The organism is Xanthobacter pollutisoli, assembly GCF_040044995.1.
Taxonomy (GTDB): domain Bacteria; phylum Pseudomonadota; class Alphaproteobacteria; order Rhizobiales; family Xanthobacteraceae; genus Xanthobacter.
Genome location: NZ_JBDZDP010000001.1, coordinates 1075408 through 1093616 on the forward strand (window position 1 = coordinate 1075408; position 18209 = coordinate 1093616).

Consider the following 18209-nt stretch of genomic DNA (forward strand, 5'->3'; position numbering starts at 1 on the left):
GCTCAGTCCTTGGCGCGCTCCACATACGACCCGTCGGCGGTCATCACCACGACGCGGGTGCCGGAAGCGATGTGCGGCGGAACCATGGTTCGCACGCCGTTGGAGAGCATCGCGGGCTTATAGGACGAGGAGGCGGTCTGCCCCTTCACGGTGGGCTCGGTGTCGACGATCTCGAGCACCACGCGGGCCGGCAGCTCGATGGCGATGGGCGTGCCGTTATGGGTGGAGAGCATGCATTCCATGCCTTCCTGCAGATAGACCGAGAGGTCGCCCATCACGTCCTTGGGCACGGTGACCTGATCGAAGCTCTCGGGATTCATGAAGGTATAGCCGTCGGAATCCTCGTAGAGGAAGGTGTGGGGACGGTCCTCCACGAAAGCGCGCTCCACCTGCTCGGTGGTGCGATAGCGCTCGGAGATCTTCACGCCGTCCGAAATGCGGCGCATGTCGAGCTGGGTGACCGGCGTGCCCTTGCCGGGATGGATGTTCTCGGCGGTGAGCACCACGTAGAGCTTGTCGTCGATGTCGACCACATTGCCCTTGCGCAGCGAGCTGGCGATAACCTTGACCACGTTGTGTCTTCCTTGAACTGAATGCGGCGCGCCGCCGCCCGTGAGCTTCGGCCCGCAACATAGCGATCTTGGCGCGCAACGCCAGTCTCGCTCCCGCCTTTCTGCCGCCGGGCCGCGCCCAGACTGTCCCGCGGCGCGCCATCTCCAGGAGCCTTGCTGCTATGGCGGTATCATCTTCATCCCCGCCAAGCCCCGCCGAGAGCCCCTGGTGGAGCCCGGGCGTCTACGCCGACCGACGGCCCTTCCTGCTCGCGCGCGGCCGGATCGCCGCGACGCTGCGCGCCGCATTCGCCGCCGAAGACTTCGTAGAAGTGGAGACCCCCGCCCTCCAGGTCTCGCCCGGCAACGAGACCCATCTGCACGCTTTCGGCACCGACCTCCTCGCCGCCGACGGCACGGCGCGCCGGCTCTATCTGCGCACTTCGCCGGAATTTGCGGCCAAGAAGCTGCTGGCGGCGGGCGAGCCACGCATCTTCGAGTTCGCCCGCGTGTTCCGCAATCGCGAGCGTGGGCCAACGCACCACCCCGAGTTCACCATGCTGGAATGGTACCGTGCGGGCGCGCCTTACACGGCCATGATGGAGGACTGCGCCCGCCTGCTGGTGCTCGCCGCCGAGGCGGGCGGCACGCGGATCTTCCACTGGCGGGGGCGGGACTGCGACCCCTTCGCTGCGCCCGAGCGCCTCACCCTCGTCGAGGCCTTCGCCCGCCATGCGCGAATGGACCTTGAGGCGTTGCTGCCTCCGCCGGGACAAGCTCCGGCCTCCGCCCCCTTCGTGGCGGCGGCGCAGGAGCGCGGCATCCGCACCGCGCCGGACGACAGCTGGGCGGACGTGTTCTCACGGGTGCTGGTGGAAAAGATCGAGCCGAACCTTGGCTCCGGCCGACCGACCATACTCACCGATTATCCGGTGAGCGAGGCCGCCCTCGCCCGTCCCAAGCCCGCGGATCCGCGCTTCGCCGAGCGGTTCGAGCTCTACGCCTGCGGCCTGGAGCTCGCCAACGCCTTCGGCGAGCTCACCGACGCCGCCGAGCAGCACAGGCGGTTCGCCTGCGACATGGACGAGAAGGAGCGGCTCTATGGCGAGCGTTATCCCATCGACACGGACTTCCTCGACGCCCTGAAGCTGATGCCCCCCGCCAGCGGGTGCGCGCTGGGGTTCGATCGCCTCGCCATGCTGGCGAGCGGGGCGCGTCGGATCGAGGACGTGCTATGGGCGCCGGTGGCCGCGCCGTCCTGAGAGGTCTAGGCGAAGTCTGGCGCTCAGCTTTTCGAATAGGTCAGCCAGATCACCAGCACGAAGACGGCGAATATGCCGATCCCGAGAAGCGCGGTGCCGATGAGCGCGCCGGCGCTGGCATCTTCGACCCCGGCGAGATCCGTCAGGAAGCGCAGGAACCCCAACAGCCCCTGCGCTCCGGAAGCGCTGATCATGACCGCGGTTCAGTTGATCTCGAACAGGGTTGAGAAGCCCGAGATGTCGAACACCTCGCGGATCTGCGGCTGGAGCGACGACAAGGTCAGCTTGCGCTTGGCGCCCCGCATGGCCTTGCCCGCCACCAGCAAGGCGCGCAGCCCGGAGGAGGAAACGTAGTCCACCCCCGCCAGATTGACGACGATGCCGCCGTCGGTCATCGATACCACTTCCATGAGGCTTGCCTCGAACGGCTTGGCATTGGGCGTGTCGAGACGCCCCGCCACCTTCAGCAGCACGTCGGCCCCAACCTGTTCACGCTCGATGTGCATCGGCCTCTACTCGCTCGCTGTCCGCATGCGCGGGGGCTTCCGGATTAGCCTCATTCCGGGGTGCGCGCAACGCCACCGCGCTGCGTCGCACCAGCCAGACGGCCCGCTCGAACAGGCTGGTGGCCAGCAGGAGCTGCCGCGTATCGCTGCCGCCATCCAGCGCCGAGGCGGCAAGCTGGCGACGGATGCGGTTGAGCATTTCCGAGCGGTCGCCGGCGATGGCAATGATGTCGTCGAGGTCCTCCGCCGCCCCGTCGGTAGCGTCCGCCAGCGACAAGGTGATGGCGCGCAACGATTCGGAGAGCGCGAACCCCAGCGGCGGCACGTCCTCGAAGCCTTCCACCACCTCGGTGAAATCGTGCAGCGTGTCCTGGAGGGTGCGCACCGTCTCCAGCAGCGATTGCTGGTGGAGCGCGATCTCCAGATTGTCGCGCGCCACGCCCCGGGCGATCAGGTCGGAGAGGAAATTGTCGATGGCGAGCGCCACGGCGGCGGCGCCACGCCACAACGCCAGCCGCTCTGCAGCGTCGCCCCCGTCGGTCTGGTCAAGATCGGGCAGCAGCGTGGGCAAGAGCTTGATGAGCCGGGTCGTCTCACTGATGGTGAGATCGAGTGCGGTAGCCGCGTCGCCGAGGGCCTGATCATGAATAAAGCGCGGCCGTGACGCGCTGTCCTCGACCGTCGGCGGGCTCAGGGCGACGGCGATCCGCTCGGACAGGCCGCGGGCGAACGACACCGGGATGGCGCCGGCCAGCTGGAGCGCCAGGAACAGGCTGGAGAGCGAGACGGACGCCTGGTGACCGCTGAACTCATCCAGCAGGGCAAAGGGATCCAGACCGAAGAGCGCCACCGCCGGAAAGGCGGCGCCGATGATGAGGCATCCCACCGCCTTCACCAGCACGTGCACGTAACACAATTGCCGGCCCGTGCCCTGGAGGCCCCCGGCCGAGAATACGGCAGCGATGCCCGAACCCAGATTGGCGCCGAGCACGATGGACACTGCATCGTCGAGACCCAGCAGGCCGGCCTGCATCAGCGCCAGAACCAGTATGGCGGGGGTGGAGGACGACTGGCTGACCGAGGACGCGACGAGACCGATCAGAAATCCGGTCAGTGGCGTGAGGCTGCTGTCCAGTACGCCGGAGAAGGCGGCCACATCGAGCATGCGCGGCGCTTGCTTGATGAAGTCGAGGCCGAGGAGGACCAGCGCGAGGCCGAGGGCGACGCCCATCCATTCCTTGAGGTGGGTGCGGCGGTCGAGCTTGAAATGGAAGGCGAAGCCGACGACGCCCACGAGGTAGAGCACCAGAAGGCGGAAATCGATGGCCGCCACGAACACGAGGGCGGCCGTGCCGACGTTGCCCCCCGCGACGATAGGGATGGCATCCCGCGTCGAGAACACGCCCCCTCGCACCAAATTACCGCTGATGACGGCGACCGCGTTCGAGGATTGGGTTGCCGCGCCAGCCAGCGCGCCGCAGACCAGGCCGACCACCGGCGAGCGCGTCGCCGACCGCAGCAGCAGGCGAACCCGCCGGCCGGTCGCCTGCTGGAGATGGGTCGCCATGGCCTTCAGCCCGATAAAGAGCAGGCCGAGGCCGGCCACCAGTTCCGCGAGTACAAGCATCCGGCTGGGCGTCCTCTTCCGCCGCGGAGCCCCCGGAACGGATTGCGCAAGCCCTCAAGGGATTTCGGCCCTGCGCACACGCAGAATGGCAGGCGGGGCGTCAGGGCTCGGCCCGGGGACCGGCACTATGATACACCGCAGATGCGACATTCAGATGAGCGTGAGCGGAGCCGTTGTCAGCTGGGGGGACGGGTCACCAGCGTGAGGTGGTTCTCCTCCCCTTCGCGGGCATAGGCGAGGGATTCGAGGAAGTGGCGCATGAGTTGCACGCCGTGGCCGCCGATCTTGGCCTCTTCGAGGCTGTCGGGCACCTCGGGCTCGGCGATGGTGGTGGGATCGAACGGAACGCCGTTGTCGATCAGCCGCACCATCGGGCGTCCATCCGGCAGCCGGTAGCACTCGATGCGGATGCGGGGGGCGGTGTCGACACCCGCGAAGCCGTACGAGACCACGTTGGTCAGCGCCTCCTCGAGGCTGAGCTCCAGGGCGAAGCGGGTTTCGTCCGGCCAGCCCTCGCGCTCCGCCAGCTCACCGAGCCAGCCGGTCGCGTCGGTGATGTCGTCGATGCGCGCGCCGACATCGATGGTTGAAACGAGAGTGCCCGCCGCCGGAAGGGTCATGGTTGCCGCCATCACGTGGACGGGGTGACGCCCGCCGCCGCGAGCGCCTCGTCCCGCGTGGCGTGGATGCTGATGAGCTGGTCGACGCCGGTGGAGCGGAGCACCTTCTCCACCTGCGGATCGCAGGCGAACAGCGCCATGGTCCCGCCCTTGCGGTGCAGGCCTTTGGCCCCGGCCAGCAGCAGGCGGATGCCGATGGAGGCCATGAACGGGGTGCGGGAGAGGTCCACCAGCAGCACCCGCGCCGCCTCGCAGGCCGCCTTGAACTCCGGTTCCACCGCCGCCGCCCCAGCAATGTCGAGCCGCCCCTCGAGGCAGACGAGGACGATGTCAGGGCCGAGCGGGGTCCTCTCGATCTTCATTGCGCCCGAGATCTTCATTGCGCTCTGGTCTCTCAGGATCTGGCCGGCCGCACCGCGCGGGCTCCAGCGTGGCTAAACCATACGACAATTTCGTGAAGCCGATGAGACCCCTATGCGGGATGCGGGGGGGCATAGAGGATGCCCGCCGCGCCGCATTCCATCCGGCCGCGGGCGTAGCCGTGCCAGCCGGCCGCGAACATCTCCTTCTGTCGCGCGGTATCGAGCGGATCCACCAGGACGGCCTCGTCCGGGTCGAAGCCGGTGCCGTCGCGCACCATGACGTAGCGGGCGTAGCCGCCGAAGAACAGCTGGATGTCGTGGATCGGGAAGCCCTCGGCCAGCAGGCTCGACCAGCTGGGCGTGTTCACCGGCGCCGCGGTGGAGAACAGCACCATGTCCTGCGGCGCCCAGTCCACCCGCGCGGCGATCAGCACCCGCTGGAGGCCCCGCCCGCGATAGGCGGGATGGACCGACGCGCCGGCAAGGCGGCCCACCCGCCGCGTCGGATCAAGCCCCAGCATGATGTGAGGGCCGTCCTTGGGCGAATGGTCGTGCTGGAGGATGCCGTAGGCAACGAACAGCGGGCCGTCGTAGAGGCCGACGACCCAGCCGCGGCCGCCGAGTATGCCCTCGAAATAGGAGCGGCTCTCCGGCTTGACCACCTCGGGCCGCACGAGGGGGCCGATGGCCAGACGATGGAGCGCCTCTATGGCGTCGATATCCTCCGGGCCAAGTGCACGCGACGCGAGCGACGTGGCGGGCGCAGCCTGCCGCAGGGCATTCATTACGTGATCACTTCCGCATAATTCAGCATGGCGATGGGCGGATAGACGCCCAGCTGCTTGGCGACGTTCATGTTGATGATGAGCGCAAAGCGCTTGAGCGTCTCGATAGGAATGTTCCGCGGTGGCACGCGCTGCACCAGGATCTCGGCCGCCTTTGAGGCGGCGAGCTGGCCCACCGAATAATAGCGGCTGACCAGTCCCACAAGCCCGACGCCCTCGCGCAGGAAGAATTCCGTCGCGCCGAAGGTCGGCAGCCCGGCGGCGAGGGCGGCGGGACCCACGCGGTCGAAGATGCTGGCGAGGAAGGTGTCGGCCGGCAGGTACAGCCAGTCGACGCCCTGGCTCTTGAGCTTGCGCACGAAATCCTCGGCGCCGTCGCCCGTGGGCCGGTTGCCCACCATGGTCAGGGGCTGGGCGATGACCTCGGCGCCGATGCCGGCGCAGAACGCCTTCATCTCTTCGATGATGGCGATGGAATTGTTCTCGTTCGGCGAATAGATCACCCCGACCTTGCGGAACGCCTTGTAGCTCTGCATGGCGCGCATCTGCACGTCGGTGGGCACCACGTGCACCGCTCCGGTCACATTGCGGCCGGAGGATGTGAGCGAGGGCGCGATCTTCACCTGCACCGGCGCGGCCACCAAAGCGAACACGACGGGGATGTCGCGCACGAAGGGTGCGTCCGGTGGCGCGTCGTAGGGACCGGCGACCCCCAGGGTGAGAGGCGTGCCGTAGGTATAGATGAGGTTCGGCCGGAAGCTGGGCAGCACCTCGGCGAGGATGGACTTCACCTTGCTCGCGTCGCGCTCCACGTCGCGGGTCACGAACTCGACCTTGATGTCGTTGGTGGCGAAATAGTCGCGGAAGCCCCGCTCCACGTCGGTGTCGCCGCGGAACGTCAGCATCAGGATTCGGAAGGGCTGTGTGGACGGACCGGGCGCCGCGCCGTTGGCGGGCTGGCCGCCGGTGCCCTGGGCCGCCGCCGGCACAACGCCCGCGAGCGGTCCCCCGACCAGAGAAGCTGCACCGGCACCGAGGCCCAGTGCGAGGAGGGAACGGCGATCCATCAGGCGGAACTCCCTTCCGAAGCTGCCGCCGACGCGTGACGGCGGGATTGATCAGCGAAGACCTTTCGCCCGGAGAGGGCAAATAGCACAGCTCCCGCCACTGCCACAGCACCGAGAAGGCCGGTCGCCGATGCAAATCCGATGGACGAGAGAAGAACGCCCGCGCTGGCGGGGCCGGCAGCGTTGCCGGAGCGCTCAACAAGCCGGAACAGGCCGAGGGCTCCGGCCGCCCGGCCGCCGCCGAGGGCGGCCGCAGTGTCCGCCACCAGCGCCGACTGGGAGGCGATCGACATGGCCTGCCCCCAGCCGAGCGCCACCAGCGCTACAACGATGAGCGCCACCGGCGGCCCGAACGGCACCGCCATGGCGCCGAGGCCGGCCACCACGCCGCCTGTCACCACGAAGGCGGAGCGGGCGTCGAAGCGGTCGGCCAAGGCGGCGAAGAACGGCACCCCGAGCACCATGATGACCGGATAGATCATCTGGAAGCGGCCGATGGCGGCAGAGGAATAGCCCTCGCGCTGCAATTCCAGCGGCACCAGCAGGAAACACAGGGCAGCGAACAGGAATTTTGCAGGGAAGGCGCAGCCGAAGAGGAGCGACATCAGCCCCGGCGCGCCGGCGGCCGCCTTCAGGTTGGAAAGCACCGCGCCGTCGCTGCCAGGGCGGTGAGCGGCGGCGGCCGGCAGGGTGAGCCGGGCGACCAGCAGGGCGAGGAGTGCCAGCCCGCCGGACACACCGAAGGCTACGGAGGCCCCGAGGCGGTCGGCGATGACGCCGCCGATGGGCGGGCCGCACAGGCTCGCCACCATGATGGCGCGCACGAACACAGCGAGGGCGGCACTGCGCGCCGCACCGGAGGAGAGGTCCACCACGTGTCCCTGGGCCGAGACGAAGACCAGCGCATAGCCCACCGCGGTGGCGATGCGTGCGCCGACGAAGACGCCGTAATGCGTGCTCACCGCGGACAGGGCATAGCCCGCCGCCGCCAGAAGCGCGCCACCGATGAAGCCGGGTCGGCGCCCGAGGCGCTCGGACAAGCCGGCGAAGGGCACCTGGCACAGGGCCACCACGGCCATGAAGGCGACGATGGGCAGGCTCGCGGCGAGATCGGGGCTCATGCCGCCGAACCCGCCCAGAGATTGCGCGAAGCGCGGCAGGAACGGGCGGGTCAGCTCCTCGGCGAGCATGAACAGGAACAGCGCCGGGCGCACCGCCATCGCGGCCTCGCTGCCAGCGGACTGGGCCTGTCCAAGGCCGGTTCGCGCCGCGATCTCTCTCAGGCGCTCAAGCGTGGCGTCGTCGCCGCGCGCCTCTGCCTCGGCACGCAGGCGGTCGTGGCGCGAGGCCAGGACCTGCATGTGCCGATCGATGGGCGAGACGAGATTTTCCGCCGCGCCAAGCCCCCCGTCCTGGCGGGCGAGGGTGCCACGCTTGAGCGCCCTGAGCCGTCGCTCCACCGCTACCAGCGATTCCAGGCCGCGGGCACCCACCACCAGCGCGACCAGTTCCAGCGCGACCAGCAAGGCGACCACGCCGATGAAGGCCACGTCGACCAGCACCGCACCCACCTGCGCCGAGACCACCGAGGGATCGACGACGATCACCACTTCGCCGAGGCGGCGCCCGCCCGCATCGTTGATCGGCACCCGGGCCACCGGTGGGTCGCGCGCCTTGTCCGCGTTGCCGGAGCGGGCAAGCTCGGCGCCACCGGCGGAGACGAGGCTGATCTCGGCGAATTCCGTGTTGGCGGCGCGCAGATCGTCGAAATAGCCCTGCACGCCCACCAGACGGTCGAAAGGTACGCCGATGCTCGAGGCGCGCAGCACGAGGTCGGCAGCGGCGCGGCCCACGGTGTTCGCCTTGGCGAGGATCTCCGGCGCGATGGTGCGCTGCGCAGCGCGCTCCGCCCCCCACCCGATCACGGCGAGGGCGGAACACAAAATGAGGACGATGGCGATGGAAATGCCGCCGCGCAGTCCGATCATGGCTCGCCCCCCGGGCGGCGGACACCCGCTGCGGCCCCCACCGGGCCAGCCCGCTCGGACAGGGCGCGGTGGGCCGCCTCAACCGAAGCGAGCGCCGCACGCGCCGCCGGCGGCCAGAGCCGCGGCTCCGCCGCACGGCGCACCGCGCGCCGCAAAGCGGCTGCCAGGAGCAACCCGATCACCAGCGTCGCCGCGCCCGCCCACAGAAGGGTTGGCAGCGCGATGCGCTCCAGGTCGTCGCCGAGCGCCGCCGCCCCGTTTGCCAGAACCTTGGGATCGTAGCGCAGCACGACGCGGCCGATGGGCTCCCCGATGTCATTGCGCACCGGACGGGCAAGGTCGCGACCGTCATCGTGGGCCGTGTCGCGACCGATGCGGGCGGGGTCGCTGGAGAACAGCACGATGCCGTGCTCGTCGGTGAGATCCAGGGAACGAATCGCCTGTTCGATGCGCGCCTCGCGCTCCAGCATGCCGGTCAGGGCCTGCTGCGCCGGCAAGGCGATGCCGAGGGAGGCGGCCTGTTCTGCAACATCCACCACGCGCTGGGCCGCGATGCCGAATCGCGCCTCGACGACGCTGCGGTGCGCATTGAGCAGAGTGACGTAAGAAAAGTACGCGCCGAACGCGACGCAGGCGGCCGCGATCAACGCGAACACAGCGATCAGCCCGAGTGTCGTCCGCCTCATGACCCCTGCGCCTGGATGACGGGTGGTCGACCCCCGTCCGCAAGTCCTTCATGCCACGAAAAGGAAGCTGAGAATGAAGGTTTTTTTGGTCGCAGGGGAGTTTTTTGTCTGGTTTGGCCGCGGGCACGCGGTTAACGTCCCGCCGGTCATTCCAGCGAAGTTCCCCGCATGACTTTCGTAAGCCGGCTGATCCTGGTTTCTGTGGTGTCCGTGACCGCTGCGGTGGTCGCGGTCGCGATCATCGCCTTTTCGGCGAGTGACCGGGTTGGCGAGGAAATCGAGCGGGCCCGCGTCGCCAATCTTCTCGGCACGCTTCGCGCCTCCACCGAGGCTAATCTTTCCATCGGCCTGCTGCTCGACCAGATCTCGCTGCTCCAGCCGCGCATCGAGCGGGAGAAGGCGAGTGATCCCTCGATCCTCGCCATCGATGTCTTCAACCCGGCCGGCCGCGCCATCTATTCCACCGACCGTAGCGTCATCGGCGAGGAAGTGGCGCAGGACTGGGTCCGCCGCCTCGGCGCGGAGGGCGTGTGGACCGCGGCGGAACGTAGCGACACGGTGTTCGGCACGAGGTTCGAGAACGATCTTGGCGTCGCCGGCGGCATATCGGTCACGGTCTCGGACGAGGCCCGCAGCGCCCGCGCCGACCGGCTGGGCCTCGACCTGCTGGCACGCGCCGCCATGCTGTGCCTCGCCGCCTCCATCGCCGCGACGCTGGCCGCGGTGGTGTTCGCTCATATGATCACTCGGCCGTTCGACCGCGTGGCCCGCATCCTGCGCGGCGAGGGCACGCCGGCCGGCGACGACGGCGGGCTGACGCCGCTGGCCGAGGCGACGGTCAAAAGCTGGCACAACGCGGAAGCGCGCATCGATCGTGGGCTCGGCCACCTGGGAGCGCTCGACGATGCGGCATGAGCTTGCCGAAAGTGGCCGGGCGCGCATCTTCGCGGGCCTGTTCGCCTTGCTCGTCACCCTGGTCTTCGGCGGCATCGCCGCGACGCTGCTGGTCAACGGCTATCGCGCACGGGTCGAGGAGAGTGCGCGGCGCGATGCCCTCGTGATCGGAACCTCTGTCGCGCGGACCCTCGCCCAGCAGTTCGAGAAGGCGGCCCGCTTCGGCATCCCGCTCAAGCTGCTGCCGGGGGTGGAGCAGCACCTGTCGGAGACTCTCACCCGAACCCCTGGCCTCACCCAGATCGTGCTGCGCGGCGCGGACGGGCGGGAAATCCGCAGCGCCATCGGCGAGCGGGCCGGCACCGATTCGGTCAACGCGCCGGTGATCGTGGACGGCAACACCGTGGCATCGGTCGAGGTGACCACCAACCCCTCGGCCCTCGCCACCTCTTTCGCCGACATCGGACTCAAGGCGGCGGTGGTGGTCACGGTCTGCGCCGCCCTTGCGGCACTGGCGGCCGGCCTTCTCGTGGGCGGCGCGCTGGAGCGCAGCCGCGCCCGCCTTGGCGACAGCCTGATCCAGGCGGTGAACGGCCATTACGGCAACCGCGACACCCACTTTTACACCGGCCGGCGGCACGGCCCCGGAGGCGCGGTGGGCCGCGCTTTCCGCGAGCTGGACCACGGCAACCGCCGGGTGGCCGAACGGCGCGCCGTTTTCGAAGCCTATGCCGACGAGCTTCTGGCGGTGGATTTCGACGGCGGGCTTCGGGCCGACGTGGAGCGGGTCCGCCGCGAGGTGCTCGCACCACCCGGCCCGGCCGATAAGGCTCGGGGGCTCTGATGCTGCTTCGGACCCGTATCACCCTGATCGTCGCCCTCGGTTTCGCCGTGCTGATGCTCGGGACCTGGGGCGCGACCCTGCTGCGCGACCGCGTCGCCGAAGCCCGCGAGGGCGAGCTCGCCATCGAGGGGCAGACCGTGCTCTGGCGCGAGATCGTCGCCTTCCAGACCGCCAACCTCGCCCGCATCCTCGAGCGCGTCGACGGTTCGGCCCCGTTCCGCATTGCTCTGTCCTTCTCCGACCGGCCGGGCGTCGCCGCGGCGCTGCAGGAGGTGGGCATCAACATCAACGACCCCTCCACCTATTTCGAGGTGGTGACGGCGGACCGCGAGGTGGTGTTCAGCGACGGCACCAACAGCAACCGCTACATCCTCGACGCCGGCAGCCTCGACCGGGCGCTGAAGGGCGAGGTTCTGTCGGGCCTGCGGCAGGTGAGCGCCTCGCAGGTGATCGTGCTCACCACCCGCACCGTCGAGCTGCCCGGCCAGGGCCAGGCCGTGCTGGTGCTCGGACGCGACGCGGGCCTCGGCATGGAGCGCTTCGCGCGGGGCATCAGCGCCGCCACCACCCTCATCACCCTGCGCGGGCGGGTGGTGGCCAGCACCGACTTCCGCCTGTGGGAGAGGGCCAAGCTCGCCATCACGCCACGCCGCCCCACCGCCGAGAGCCTCGTGCTCGACGGCCGCAGCTACAACGTCACCTCGATCCCCATCGGAGACGTCGGCGGCAGCACCGTGGGCGCTCTCGTCAGCCTCGAGGACACCACCGAGACGGTGCAGGCCACCGCCATCATCCGCCAGTCCGCCGCCGCTGCCGCCATCGTGCTGGTGCTGATCGGCGTGGTCGGCCTCAACGTATTCCTCTGGTACAGCTTCCGCCCCCTGGAGTCCGCTATCGACGTGCTCCAGGCACTGTCTCGTGGCGACACCTCGGTGACGGTGGGGCATTCCGGCAATGACGAGATCGGCCGCATCGCCTCAGCGGTTGTGGCGCTGCGCGGCAACGTGCAGGCGCTGGCCGAGAGCCGGCGCCAGCGCGAGCGCGTCCGGCGCCGCCAGGAGGCGGTCATCTCGGCCGAGCTTCAGGCCCTCGCCGACGCTATCGACCCCACCGACCGCGAAGAGGTGCTGGCCCTGCTCGCCAAGGGCGAGGAGAGCGAGCAGGACGACGAACTTAAGCGCGTCGCCCGGGTGCTGCACGATCTCTCGCGCCGCATCGTCGAGCAGCACACCCGCCTCTCCTCCATGGTGGTGGAACTGCGTGAGGCCCTCATCACCAAGACCAAGCTCGCCGGCCTCCAGCAGGAGCTGGAGATCGCCCGCCAGGTGCAGCTTGCCATCCTGCCGAAGGAGTTCCCGCCGGACGCCCGCGTCGCGGTCCACGGGCAGATGACGCCGGCGCGCGAAGTGGGCGGCGACTTCTACGATTACTTCATGGTCGACGACACCACCCTGGGCTTCGTGGTGGCGGACGTCTCCGGCAAGGGGGTTCCCGCGGCGCTGTTCATGGCCATCTCGCGCACGCTGCTGCGCTCCACCGCCCTGTTCGAGCGCTCGCCCGCCGGCTGCATTCGCCGCCTTAACGACCTGCTCGCGGTGGAGAACGAGCAGATGCTTTTCGTCACCGTGCTCTATGGCGTGATCGACCTGTCGTCCGGGCGCGTGACCTATGTGAACGCCGGCCACAATCTGCCCTATCGCATCGCCCGCTCGGGGGAGGTGACCACCGTTCCCTCCACCGGCGGCATGGCGGTGGCGGTCCTCGAAGGCTTCGTCTATCAGGAGCACGAGCTCCACCTGGCGCCTGGCGACTCCCTCTTCCTCTATACGGACGGTGTCACCGAGGCGTTCGACATTGACGAGCAGCCCTACGGCGAAGAGCGCGTCGAGGAGCTCCTGCGCGGCGGTGCGGCCGATTGGTCCGTCGCCGAGCTGAACGAACGGGTGCTCGCCGCCGTTCATGTGTTCGAGCGCGGCGCGCCGCAGGCCGATGACATCACCTGCCTGACGCTGCGGTACTTCGGCGGCCACGGCCCGCGCCGCACGCGCTGACCCGGCCTCAGCCGCCTTCGCTTCTGAGCGAGGCGGTCGAAGAGCAGACGGTAACGTTGTTTGCAGACCCGGAGCAGGGCCCGCCAAGAGCGCCCGCCCCGGCCGACCAGAGGGGGAAGCAGGGAGCCGGGCGGCCCGCGCCGCGCCGGCCTGGATCCGGCGTCGCCGGAGATGGGAAGACGCGTCATGTCCACCACCGCCCGCACCGCCGGCTGGCCCGCGGCCGAAGTCTCCACCATCGGCGCCGTCGGCGTCGCGCATTTCTGCAGCCACCTCCTTCAGCTCGCCCTGGCCCCCCTCTTCATCATGATGCGGGCGGACCTCTCGGTGTCCTTCTTCGAGCTCGGACTGCTGCTGTCGGCCTTCTATTTTTTCTCCGGCGCCGGACAGGTGGCGGCCGGGGTGATGGTGGACCGCTTCGGCGCCCATCGCCTGCTGCTGGGCGGGTTGCTGCTCCAGGGCGCCGCCACCGCGGCCATGGGGCTCGCGCCGCATTATCTGGTGCTGCTGCCGCTGGCCGCCCTCGCCGGGCTGGGCAACAGCGTCTATCACCCCGCCGACCTCTCCATCCTCAGCCACAAGGTTGCCCCGCCCCGCCTGGGCCGAGCCTTCGCCGCCCATGTGATCGCCGGCAGCATCGGCTTCGCCCTGTCGCCCCTCGTCTCCGGCGCCCTCGGCACGGCCTACGGCTGGCGGGCGTCGATCACCGCCCTGGGCCTCACGGTGGTGATCCTCGGCCTGCTGCTCGCGCTGTTTCGCAACACGCTGAAGACCGCGCCGACACACACGGCCCATGCGGCGGCGACCACCGTCAAGCTCGGCTTCCTCGACGTGCTGGCCATGCCTGTGGTTCTCATGGGTTTCCTCTATTTCGTGCTCACCGCCATTTCGCTGTCCGGCGTGCAGGGCTTCGCCATCGTCGCGCTGCAGGAGGGCTATGGCGCATCGGTGGCGCTGGCGACGCTGGCGATCGCGCTGTTCCAGGTGGGCAACACCGCGGGCGTCGCCATCGGCGGCCATGTGGCCGACCGCGCCACCCACCACCACCGCATCGCCATGGTTGGGCTGGCGGCGGGGGCGATCATCGCGCTCGCCGCCGCGCTGATTCCGGCCCGGCCTGAGGTGACGGTGGGGCTGGTGGCGCTCATAGGCCTCGCCATGGGCCTCACCACCCCGTCACGGGACGTGTTGGTGAGAAGCGCGGCGCCTGCCGGGGCGACGGGCAAGGTGTTCGGCATCGTCTATTCGGGCTACGACATCGGCTCGCTGTTGGGCCCGGTGCTGTTCGGCCTGCTGCTCGACCATCACCTGCCGCAGCTGGTCTTCGTCGGCGCCGCGGTGCCGCTCGCCGTCGCCGTCGGCACCGCCTTCGCGGTGCGCCGCCGCCCGGCCTGAGGGCTTCAGCCGGGCAGGACCTTGCCCGGATTGGCGAGGCCCCGCGGGTCCACGGCCGCCTTGATGGCGGCCATCAGCGCCAGCGCCACTGGGTCCTTGTAGAGCGCCAGTTCCTCGCGCTTCAGCAGGCCGATGCCGTGCTCCGCGGAGATGGAGCCGCCGAGCGAAACGACGAGATCGTGGACGATGCGATTGAAGCCTTCCCAGCCGGCGAGATAGGCCGCCTTGTCCATGCCCACGGGCTGGCTGAGGTTGAAGTGGATGTTGCCGTCGCCCATGTGGCCGAAGGCGCAGACGCGAACGCCGGGCAGGTGAGCCTCGCAGCGACGCGCGGCTTCCGCGATGAAATCCGGCACCCGGGAGACCGGCACCGAGACGTCGTGCTTGATGGAGCCGCCCTCGAACTTCTGCGCATCCGACAGGCTCTCGCGCAGACGCCACATGGCGTCGCACTGGGCCTCGGATGCCGCAAGCACCGCATCCTCCACCTCACCCGCCTCGAAGGCGGCGGCGAGGGCGGCGAGCGCCAGCTCGGACAAATCATCGTCAGGACGGGTGGATGTCAGCTCGGCGAGGACGTACCATGCATGGTCGCCCGCGAGCGGGCGCACGGTGCCCTGCATGTGCTTCAGCACCGTCTCCATGCCGAAGCGCGGCATGATCTCGAAGCCGGTGAGACAATCGCCGGCCGCCGCGCGCAGCCGCCGGAACAGGGCGAGCGCCGCCGCCGGGTCCGGAACGCCAAGCATGGCGGTGACCCGCTCAGTCGGCGCCGGATAGAGCCGCAGCACCGCCGCCGTGATGATGCCGAGGGTGCCCTCGGCGCCGATGAACAGGTCCTTGAGGGCGTAGCCGGTATTGTCCTTGCGCAAGCGGCTCAAGCCGTTCCACACCCGCCCGTCGGGCAAAACCACCTCAAGGCCGAAGGTCAGCTCGCGCATGTTGCCGTAGCGCAGCACGGCGGTGCCGCCGGCATTGGTCGAGAGGTTGCCGCCGATCTGGCAGGAGCCTTCCGAGCCGATGGACAGGGGAAACAGGCAGCCGGCATCCGCCGCCGCCTGCTGCACCTGCTGCAGGGTGCAGCCGGCCTCGGCGACCATGGTGAGGTCCACCGGGTCGATATCGCGGATGCGGTTGAGCCGCCGCAGCGAGATGAGCAGCGCGCCGAACGGCACCTGGCCGCCCACCAGGCCGGTATTGCCGCCCTGCGGGACCACCGGCACCCCGGCATCGGCGCAGGCGGAAACGATGAAGGCCACGTCCTGCTGGGTCGCCGGCAGGACGAGCGCCGGCGTCGTGCCGCGATAGAGCCCGCGCCCTTCCACCAGATGGGGCGCGAGGTCGGCGCCGTCGGTAACCACATGCGCCGGCCCGATGCGCTCCGCGATCCGGGCGAGAAGCGCGGACAGGACCTCGGCATCAATCTGGATCGGCTCGGGTGCGGCGCTCGGCATGCCGCGCAAGGTGCCGCAGCCCCGGGCCCGCCGCAAGCGCGCCGGCGTCGCGCCGAAGCGCGCCGCCGGCGGGGATACCGCCCGCGGCGGCCCAAGCGGTTTGACTCAGGCGCTTGGGCTCAGGCCGCCGCCTTCAACCCCACGTCGGGCAGCTCGGGCCGATGGGCCATGGCGTCGGCCATCAGGCGCTCGATCTCGGCGCGCTCGGCGTCGAGCAGGGCGAGGCGCGGCGGGCGGGTCAGGGCGGAGCCGCGTCCCATGATCTCCTCGCACAGCTTGATGCACTGGACGAGGTCCGGCCGGGCATCGAGATGGAGCAGCGGCATGAACCATTCGTAGAGCTTCATCGCCTCGGCATAGCGCCCGGCGCGGGCGAGGCGGAACAGGGTCTCGCCCTCGCGCGGGAAGGCATTGGACATGCCGGAGACCCAGCCCTGGGCGCCCACAGCGATGCTTTCCACCACTACGTCGTCGAGGCCGGCGAACATGATGAAGCGGTCGCCCACCTTGTTGCGCAGGTCGATGAAGCGCCGCGTATCGCCCGAGCTTTCCTTGAAGCAGACGATGGTCTCGCAGTCGACGAGGGTCGAGACCACGTCGGGCGTCACGTCATTCTTGTAGATGGGCGGGTTGTTGTAGATCATCACCGGCAGGTCGGTGGCCTTGGATACGGTGCGGAAATGCTGCGCCGTCTCGTGCGGCTTGGACGAATAGACCAGCGCCGGCATCAGCATGATGCCATCCACGCCGACCTTCGCCGCCTCCTTGGCCGTCGCGATGGCGAATTGGCTGGTGAATTCCGCCACACCGCAGATCACCGGAACCTGGCCGGCTGCGACCGACTTCGCCGCCTCCATCACCTGGATCTTCTCAGGCGTGGACAGCGAGCAATTCTCGCCCACAGTGCCGCAGACGATGAGGCCGGACACGCCGTCGCGGATCAGCCCTTCCATCACCCGGGCGGTGGCATCCACATCCAGGGAAAAGTCGTCCCGGAACTGGGTGGTCACGGCCGGGAAGACGCCTTCCCAGCTGATTGCCGGCTTCATGTCTCGTTTCCTCTCAAATGGCGCGGACGGGGACCTGCCCCGTCCGCGATCGGGGTTTCAGGTCAGAGGGTCGCGCCCACCTTGCGCAGGTCGGCGAGGATCGGGGCCTTGGGCAGCCAGATCTTGTCGTATTCGGCGATGATCTTCTCGCGGTCCGAGACCTCCGCGACCTTCACCGGGATCGCCGCCTTGAACTTCTCCAGCAGCACCGGCTCGTTGGTGACGGTCTCGTCCACTTGGGCGTCCAGCGCCGTCTTGGTGAGCTTGGTGATGAGCGCCTTGTCAGCCGGCGAGAGCGTCTGCCACACCCGGCCGGAAACGAGGGCGATCACCGGCATGAAGATGGCGTCCATCTTCAGCATGGTCTTCGAGACCTTGTCGAAGCGCTGGTTCCAGGAGAAGTCGAGGTCGGCCTCCAGCCCGTCCACCTGCCCGTTGGACATGGCGTCGAACACCTGAGGGGTGGGAATGGGGGTCGGGGCGGCGCCGAGCAGCTGGTAGAAGTCGCGGTAGGCCGGCGTGGTGTTGATGCGCAGCTTCATGCCGTTCAGATCCTTGATGCCCGAGATGGGCTTCGCGGAAAACACGACGCGCATGGTGGTGATGCCCCAGGCGAGGCCGACCGTGCCGGTCTCCTTCGGAAGCACGTCGAACAGGCTCATGGCGGCGGGGGTGCGCACCAGCTTGCCGGCCTTGGCGGTGGAATCGACGATCCACGGCGCGTTGATGGCGGCGATGGCCGGTACGCGCGAGCCGAGCTCGGCGGTCATGATCCAGCCCATGTCGAGGGCGCCGGTCTGCATCTGCTGCAGCATGGCCGCCTCGTTGCCGAGCTGGCCGGACGGGAAGACCGAGAGGGACAGGCGGCCCTTGGTCTCCTCCTTCAGCATGGCGCCGACCTTCTCGGCCGCGACGTTCCAGGGATGACCCACGGGGGTGATGATGCCGAGGCGGAACTCCTTCGCCTCCTGCGCCCGCACGATGCTCGGAGCGGCGAGGGGAAGGGCGGCACCGGCGGCGGCGGACAGGAGGAAGCGGCGGCGGTCGAGGATCATGGGAAGGCTCCGG

Annotated in this window: 18 protein-coding genes; 5 read left to right on the top strand and 13 right to left on the bottom strand. The window is 69.2% G+C overall.

Annotated features, from left to right (window positions below; genetic code table 11):
* Positions 1-2: 2 nt before the first annotated feature.
* Positions 3-572 carry an elongation factor P gene (gene efp / locus ABLE93_RS05035; RefSeq protein WP_348838327.1) on the bottom strand — a complete coding sequence of 190 codons (570 nt, stop codon included), beginning with the start codon at positions 570-572 and terminating at the stop codon, positions 3-5.
* Between the two features lie 161 nt (positions 573-733).
* Here efp and epmA point away from each other — a divergent pair, with 161 nt between their 5' ends.
* The gene (gene epmA, locus ABLE93_RS05040; RefSeq protein ID WP_348838328.1) at positions 734-1813 is read left to right on the top strand and encodes an EF-P lysine aminoacylase EpmA; all 1080 of its coding nucleotides are present in this window, start codon (positions 734-736) and stop codon (positions 1811-1813) included.
* Positions 1814-1836: 23 nt separating this feature from the next.
* Here the strand turns inward: epmA and ABLE93_RS05045 are convergent, their stop codons facing one another.
* The 9 genes from ABLE93_RS05045 to ABLE93_RS05085 form a co-directional block, all read right to left on the bottom strand.
* A complete protein-coding gene (locus ABLE93_RS05045; RefSeq protein WP_348838329.1) occupies positions 1837-2007 on the bottom strand; it encodes a hypothetical protein in 171 nt (56 codons plus the stop codon).
* A gap of 9 nt (positions 2008-2016) precedes the next feature.
* Complete coding sequence (locus ABLE93_RS05050) at positions 2017-2319, bottom strand: STAS domain-containing protein (protein WP_348838330.1); 303 nt, start codon at positions 2317-2319, stop codon at positions 2017-2019.
* On the bottom strand, positions 2303-3946 hold the full coding sequence (locus tag ABLE93_RS05055) for a Na/Pi symporter (RefSeq protein ID WP_348838331.1): 1644 nt from the start codon (positions 3944-3946) through the stop codon (positions 2303-2305). Before ABLE93_RS05055 ends, ABLE93_RS05050 begins: the two co-directional genes overlap by 17 nt.
* 176 nt (positions 3947-4122) lie before the next feature.
* Entirely contained in the window at positions 4123-4566 is a 444-nt protein-coding gene (locus tag ABLE93_RS05060; RefSeq protein ID WP_348838333.1) for an ATP-binding protein, read from the bottom strand.
* 11 nt (positions 4567-4577) lie between these two features.
* Positions 4578-4928 carry an STAS domain-containing protein gene (locus ABLE93_RS05065; protein ID WP_348838334.1) on the bottom strand — a complete coding sequence of 117 codons (351 nt, stop codon included), beginning with the start codon at positions 4926-4928 and terminating at the stop codon, positions 4578-4580.
* Between the two features lie 110 nt (positions 4929-5038).
* Positions 5039-5713 (bottom strand): GNAT family N-acetyltransferase, encoded by a 675-nt coding sequence (locus ABLE93_RS05070; RefSeq protein WP_348838335.1) that lies wholly within the window; start codon positions 5711-5713, stop codon positions 5039-5041.
* Positions 5713-6780, bottom strand: coding sequence for an ABC transporter substrate-binding protein (locus tag ABLE93_RS05075; protein ID WP_348838338.1), 1068 nt, complete (start codon positions 6778-6780; stop codon positions 5713-5715). Before ABLE93_RS05075 ends, ABLE93_RS05070 begins: the two co-directional genes overlap by 1 nt.
* Complete coding sequence (locus ABLE93_RS05080) at positions 6780-8768, bottom strand: MFS transporter (protein WP_348838339.1); 1989 nt, start codon at positions 8766-8768, stop codon at positions 6780-6782. The genes ABLE93_RS05075 and ABLE93_RS05080 overlap by 1 nt, the downstream gene beginning before the upstream one ends.
* Positions 8765-9454, bottom strand: coding sequence for a hypothetical protein (locus ABLE93_RS05085; RefSeq protein ID WP_348838340.1), 690 nt, complete (start codon positions 9452-9454; stop codon positions 8765-8767). The genes ABLE93_RS05080 and ABLE93_RS05085 overlap by 4 nt, the downstream gene beginning before the upstream one ends.
* 168 nt (positions 9455-9622) lie before the next feature.
* On the opposite strand from ABLE93_RS05085, the gene ABLE93_RS05090 reads away from it, so the two are divergent.
* The 4 genes from ABLE93_RS05090 to ABLE93_RS05105 all read left to right on the top strand — a co-directional run bounded on the left by ABLE93_RS05090 (position 9623) and on the right by ABLE93_RS05105 (position 14638).
* Positions 9623-10369, top strand: a complete 747-nt coding sequence (locus tag ABLE93_RS05090; protein WP_348838341.1) for a hypothetical protein — start codon at positions 9623-9625, stop codon at positions 10367-10369.
* Positions 10359-11192: a hypothetical protein gene (locus ABLE93_RS05095; protein WP_348838342.1), complete on the top strand. Its 834-nt coding sequence runs from the start codon at positions 10359-10361 to the stop codon at positions 11190-11192. The genes ABLE93_RS05090 and ABLE93_RS05095 overlap by 11 nt, the downstream gene beginning before the upstream one ends.
* The gene (locus tag ABLE93_RS05100) at positions 11192-13243 is read left to right on the top strand and encodes a PP2C family protein-serine/threonine phosphatase (RefSeq protein ID WP_348838344.1); all 2052 of its coding nucleotides are present in this window, start codon (positions 11192-11194) and stop codon (positions 13241-13243) included. Before ABLE93_RS05095 ends, ABLE93_RS05100 begins: the two co-directional genes overlap by 1 nt.
* A gap of 186 nt (positions 13244-13429) precedes the next feature.
* Positions 13430-14638, top strand: a complete 1209-nt coding sequence (locus ABLE93_RS05105) for an MFS transporter (protein WP_348838345.1) — start codon at positions 13430-13432, stop codon at positions 14636-14638.
* A gap of 5 nt (positions 14639-14643) precedes the next feature.
* On the opposite strand, the gene ABLE93_RS05110 is transcribed toward ABLE93_RS05105, so the two are convergent.
* The 3 genes from ABLE93_RS05110 to ABLE93_RS05120 all read right to left on the bottom strand — a co-directional run bounded on the left by ABLE93_RS05110 (position 14644) and on the right by ABLE93_RS05120 (position 18196).
* Positions 14644-16092, bottom strand: a complete 1449-nt coding sequence (locus ABLE93_RS05110; RefSeq protein WP_348838347.1) for an FAD-binding oxidoreductase — start codon at positions 16090-16092, stop codon at positions 14644-14646.
* Between the two features lie 119 nt (positions 16093-16211).
* Positions 16212-17141: a dihydrodipicolinate synthase family protein gene (locus tag ABLE93_RS05115; RefSeq protein ID WP_348838348.1), complete on the bottom strand. Its 930-nt coding sequence runs from the start codon at positions 17139-17141 to the stop codon at positions 16212-16214.
* A 62-nt stretch (positions 17142-17203) separates the two neighbouring features.
* Entirely contained in the window at positions 17204-18196 is a 993-nt protein-coding gene (locus tag ABLE93_RS05120) for a TRAP transporter substrate-binding protein (RefSeq protein ID WP_348838349.1), read from the bottom strand.
* Between the last annotated feature and the right edge of the window lie 13 nt (positions 18197-18209).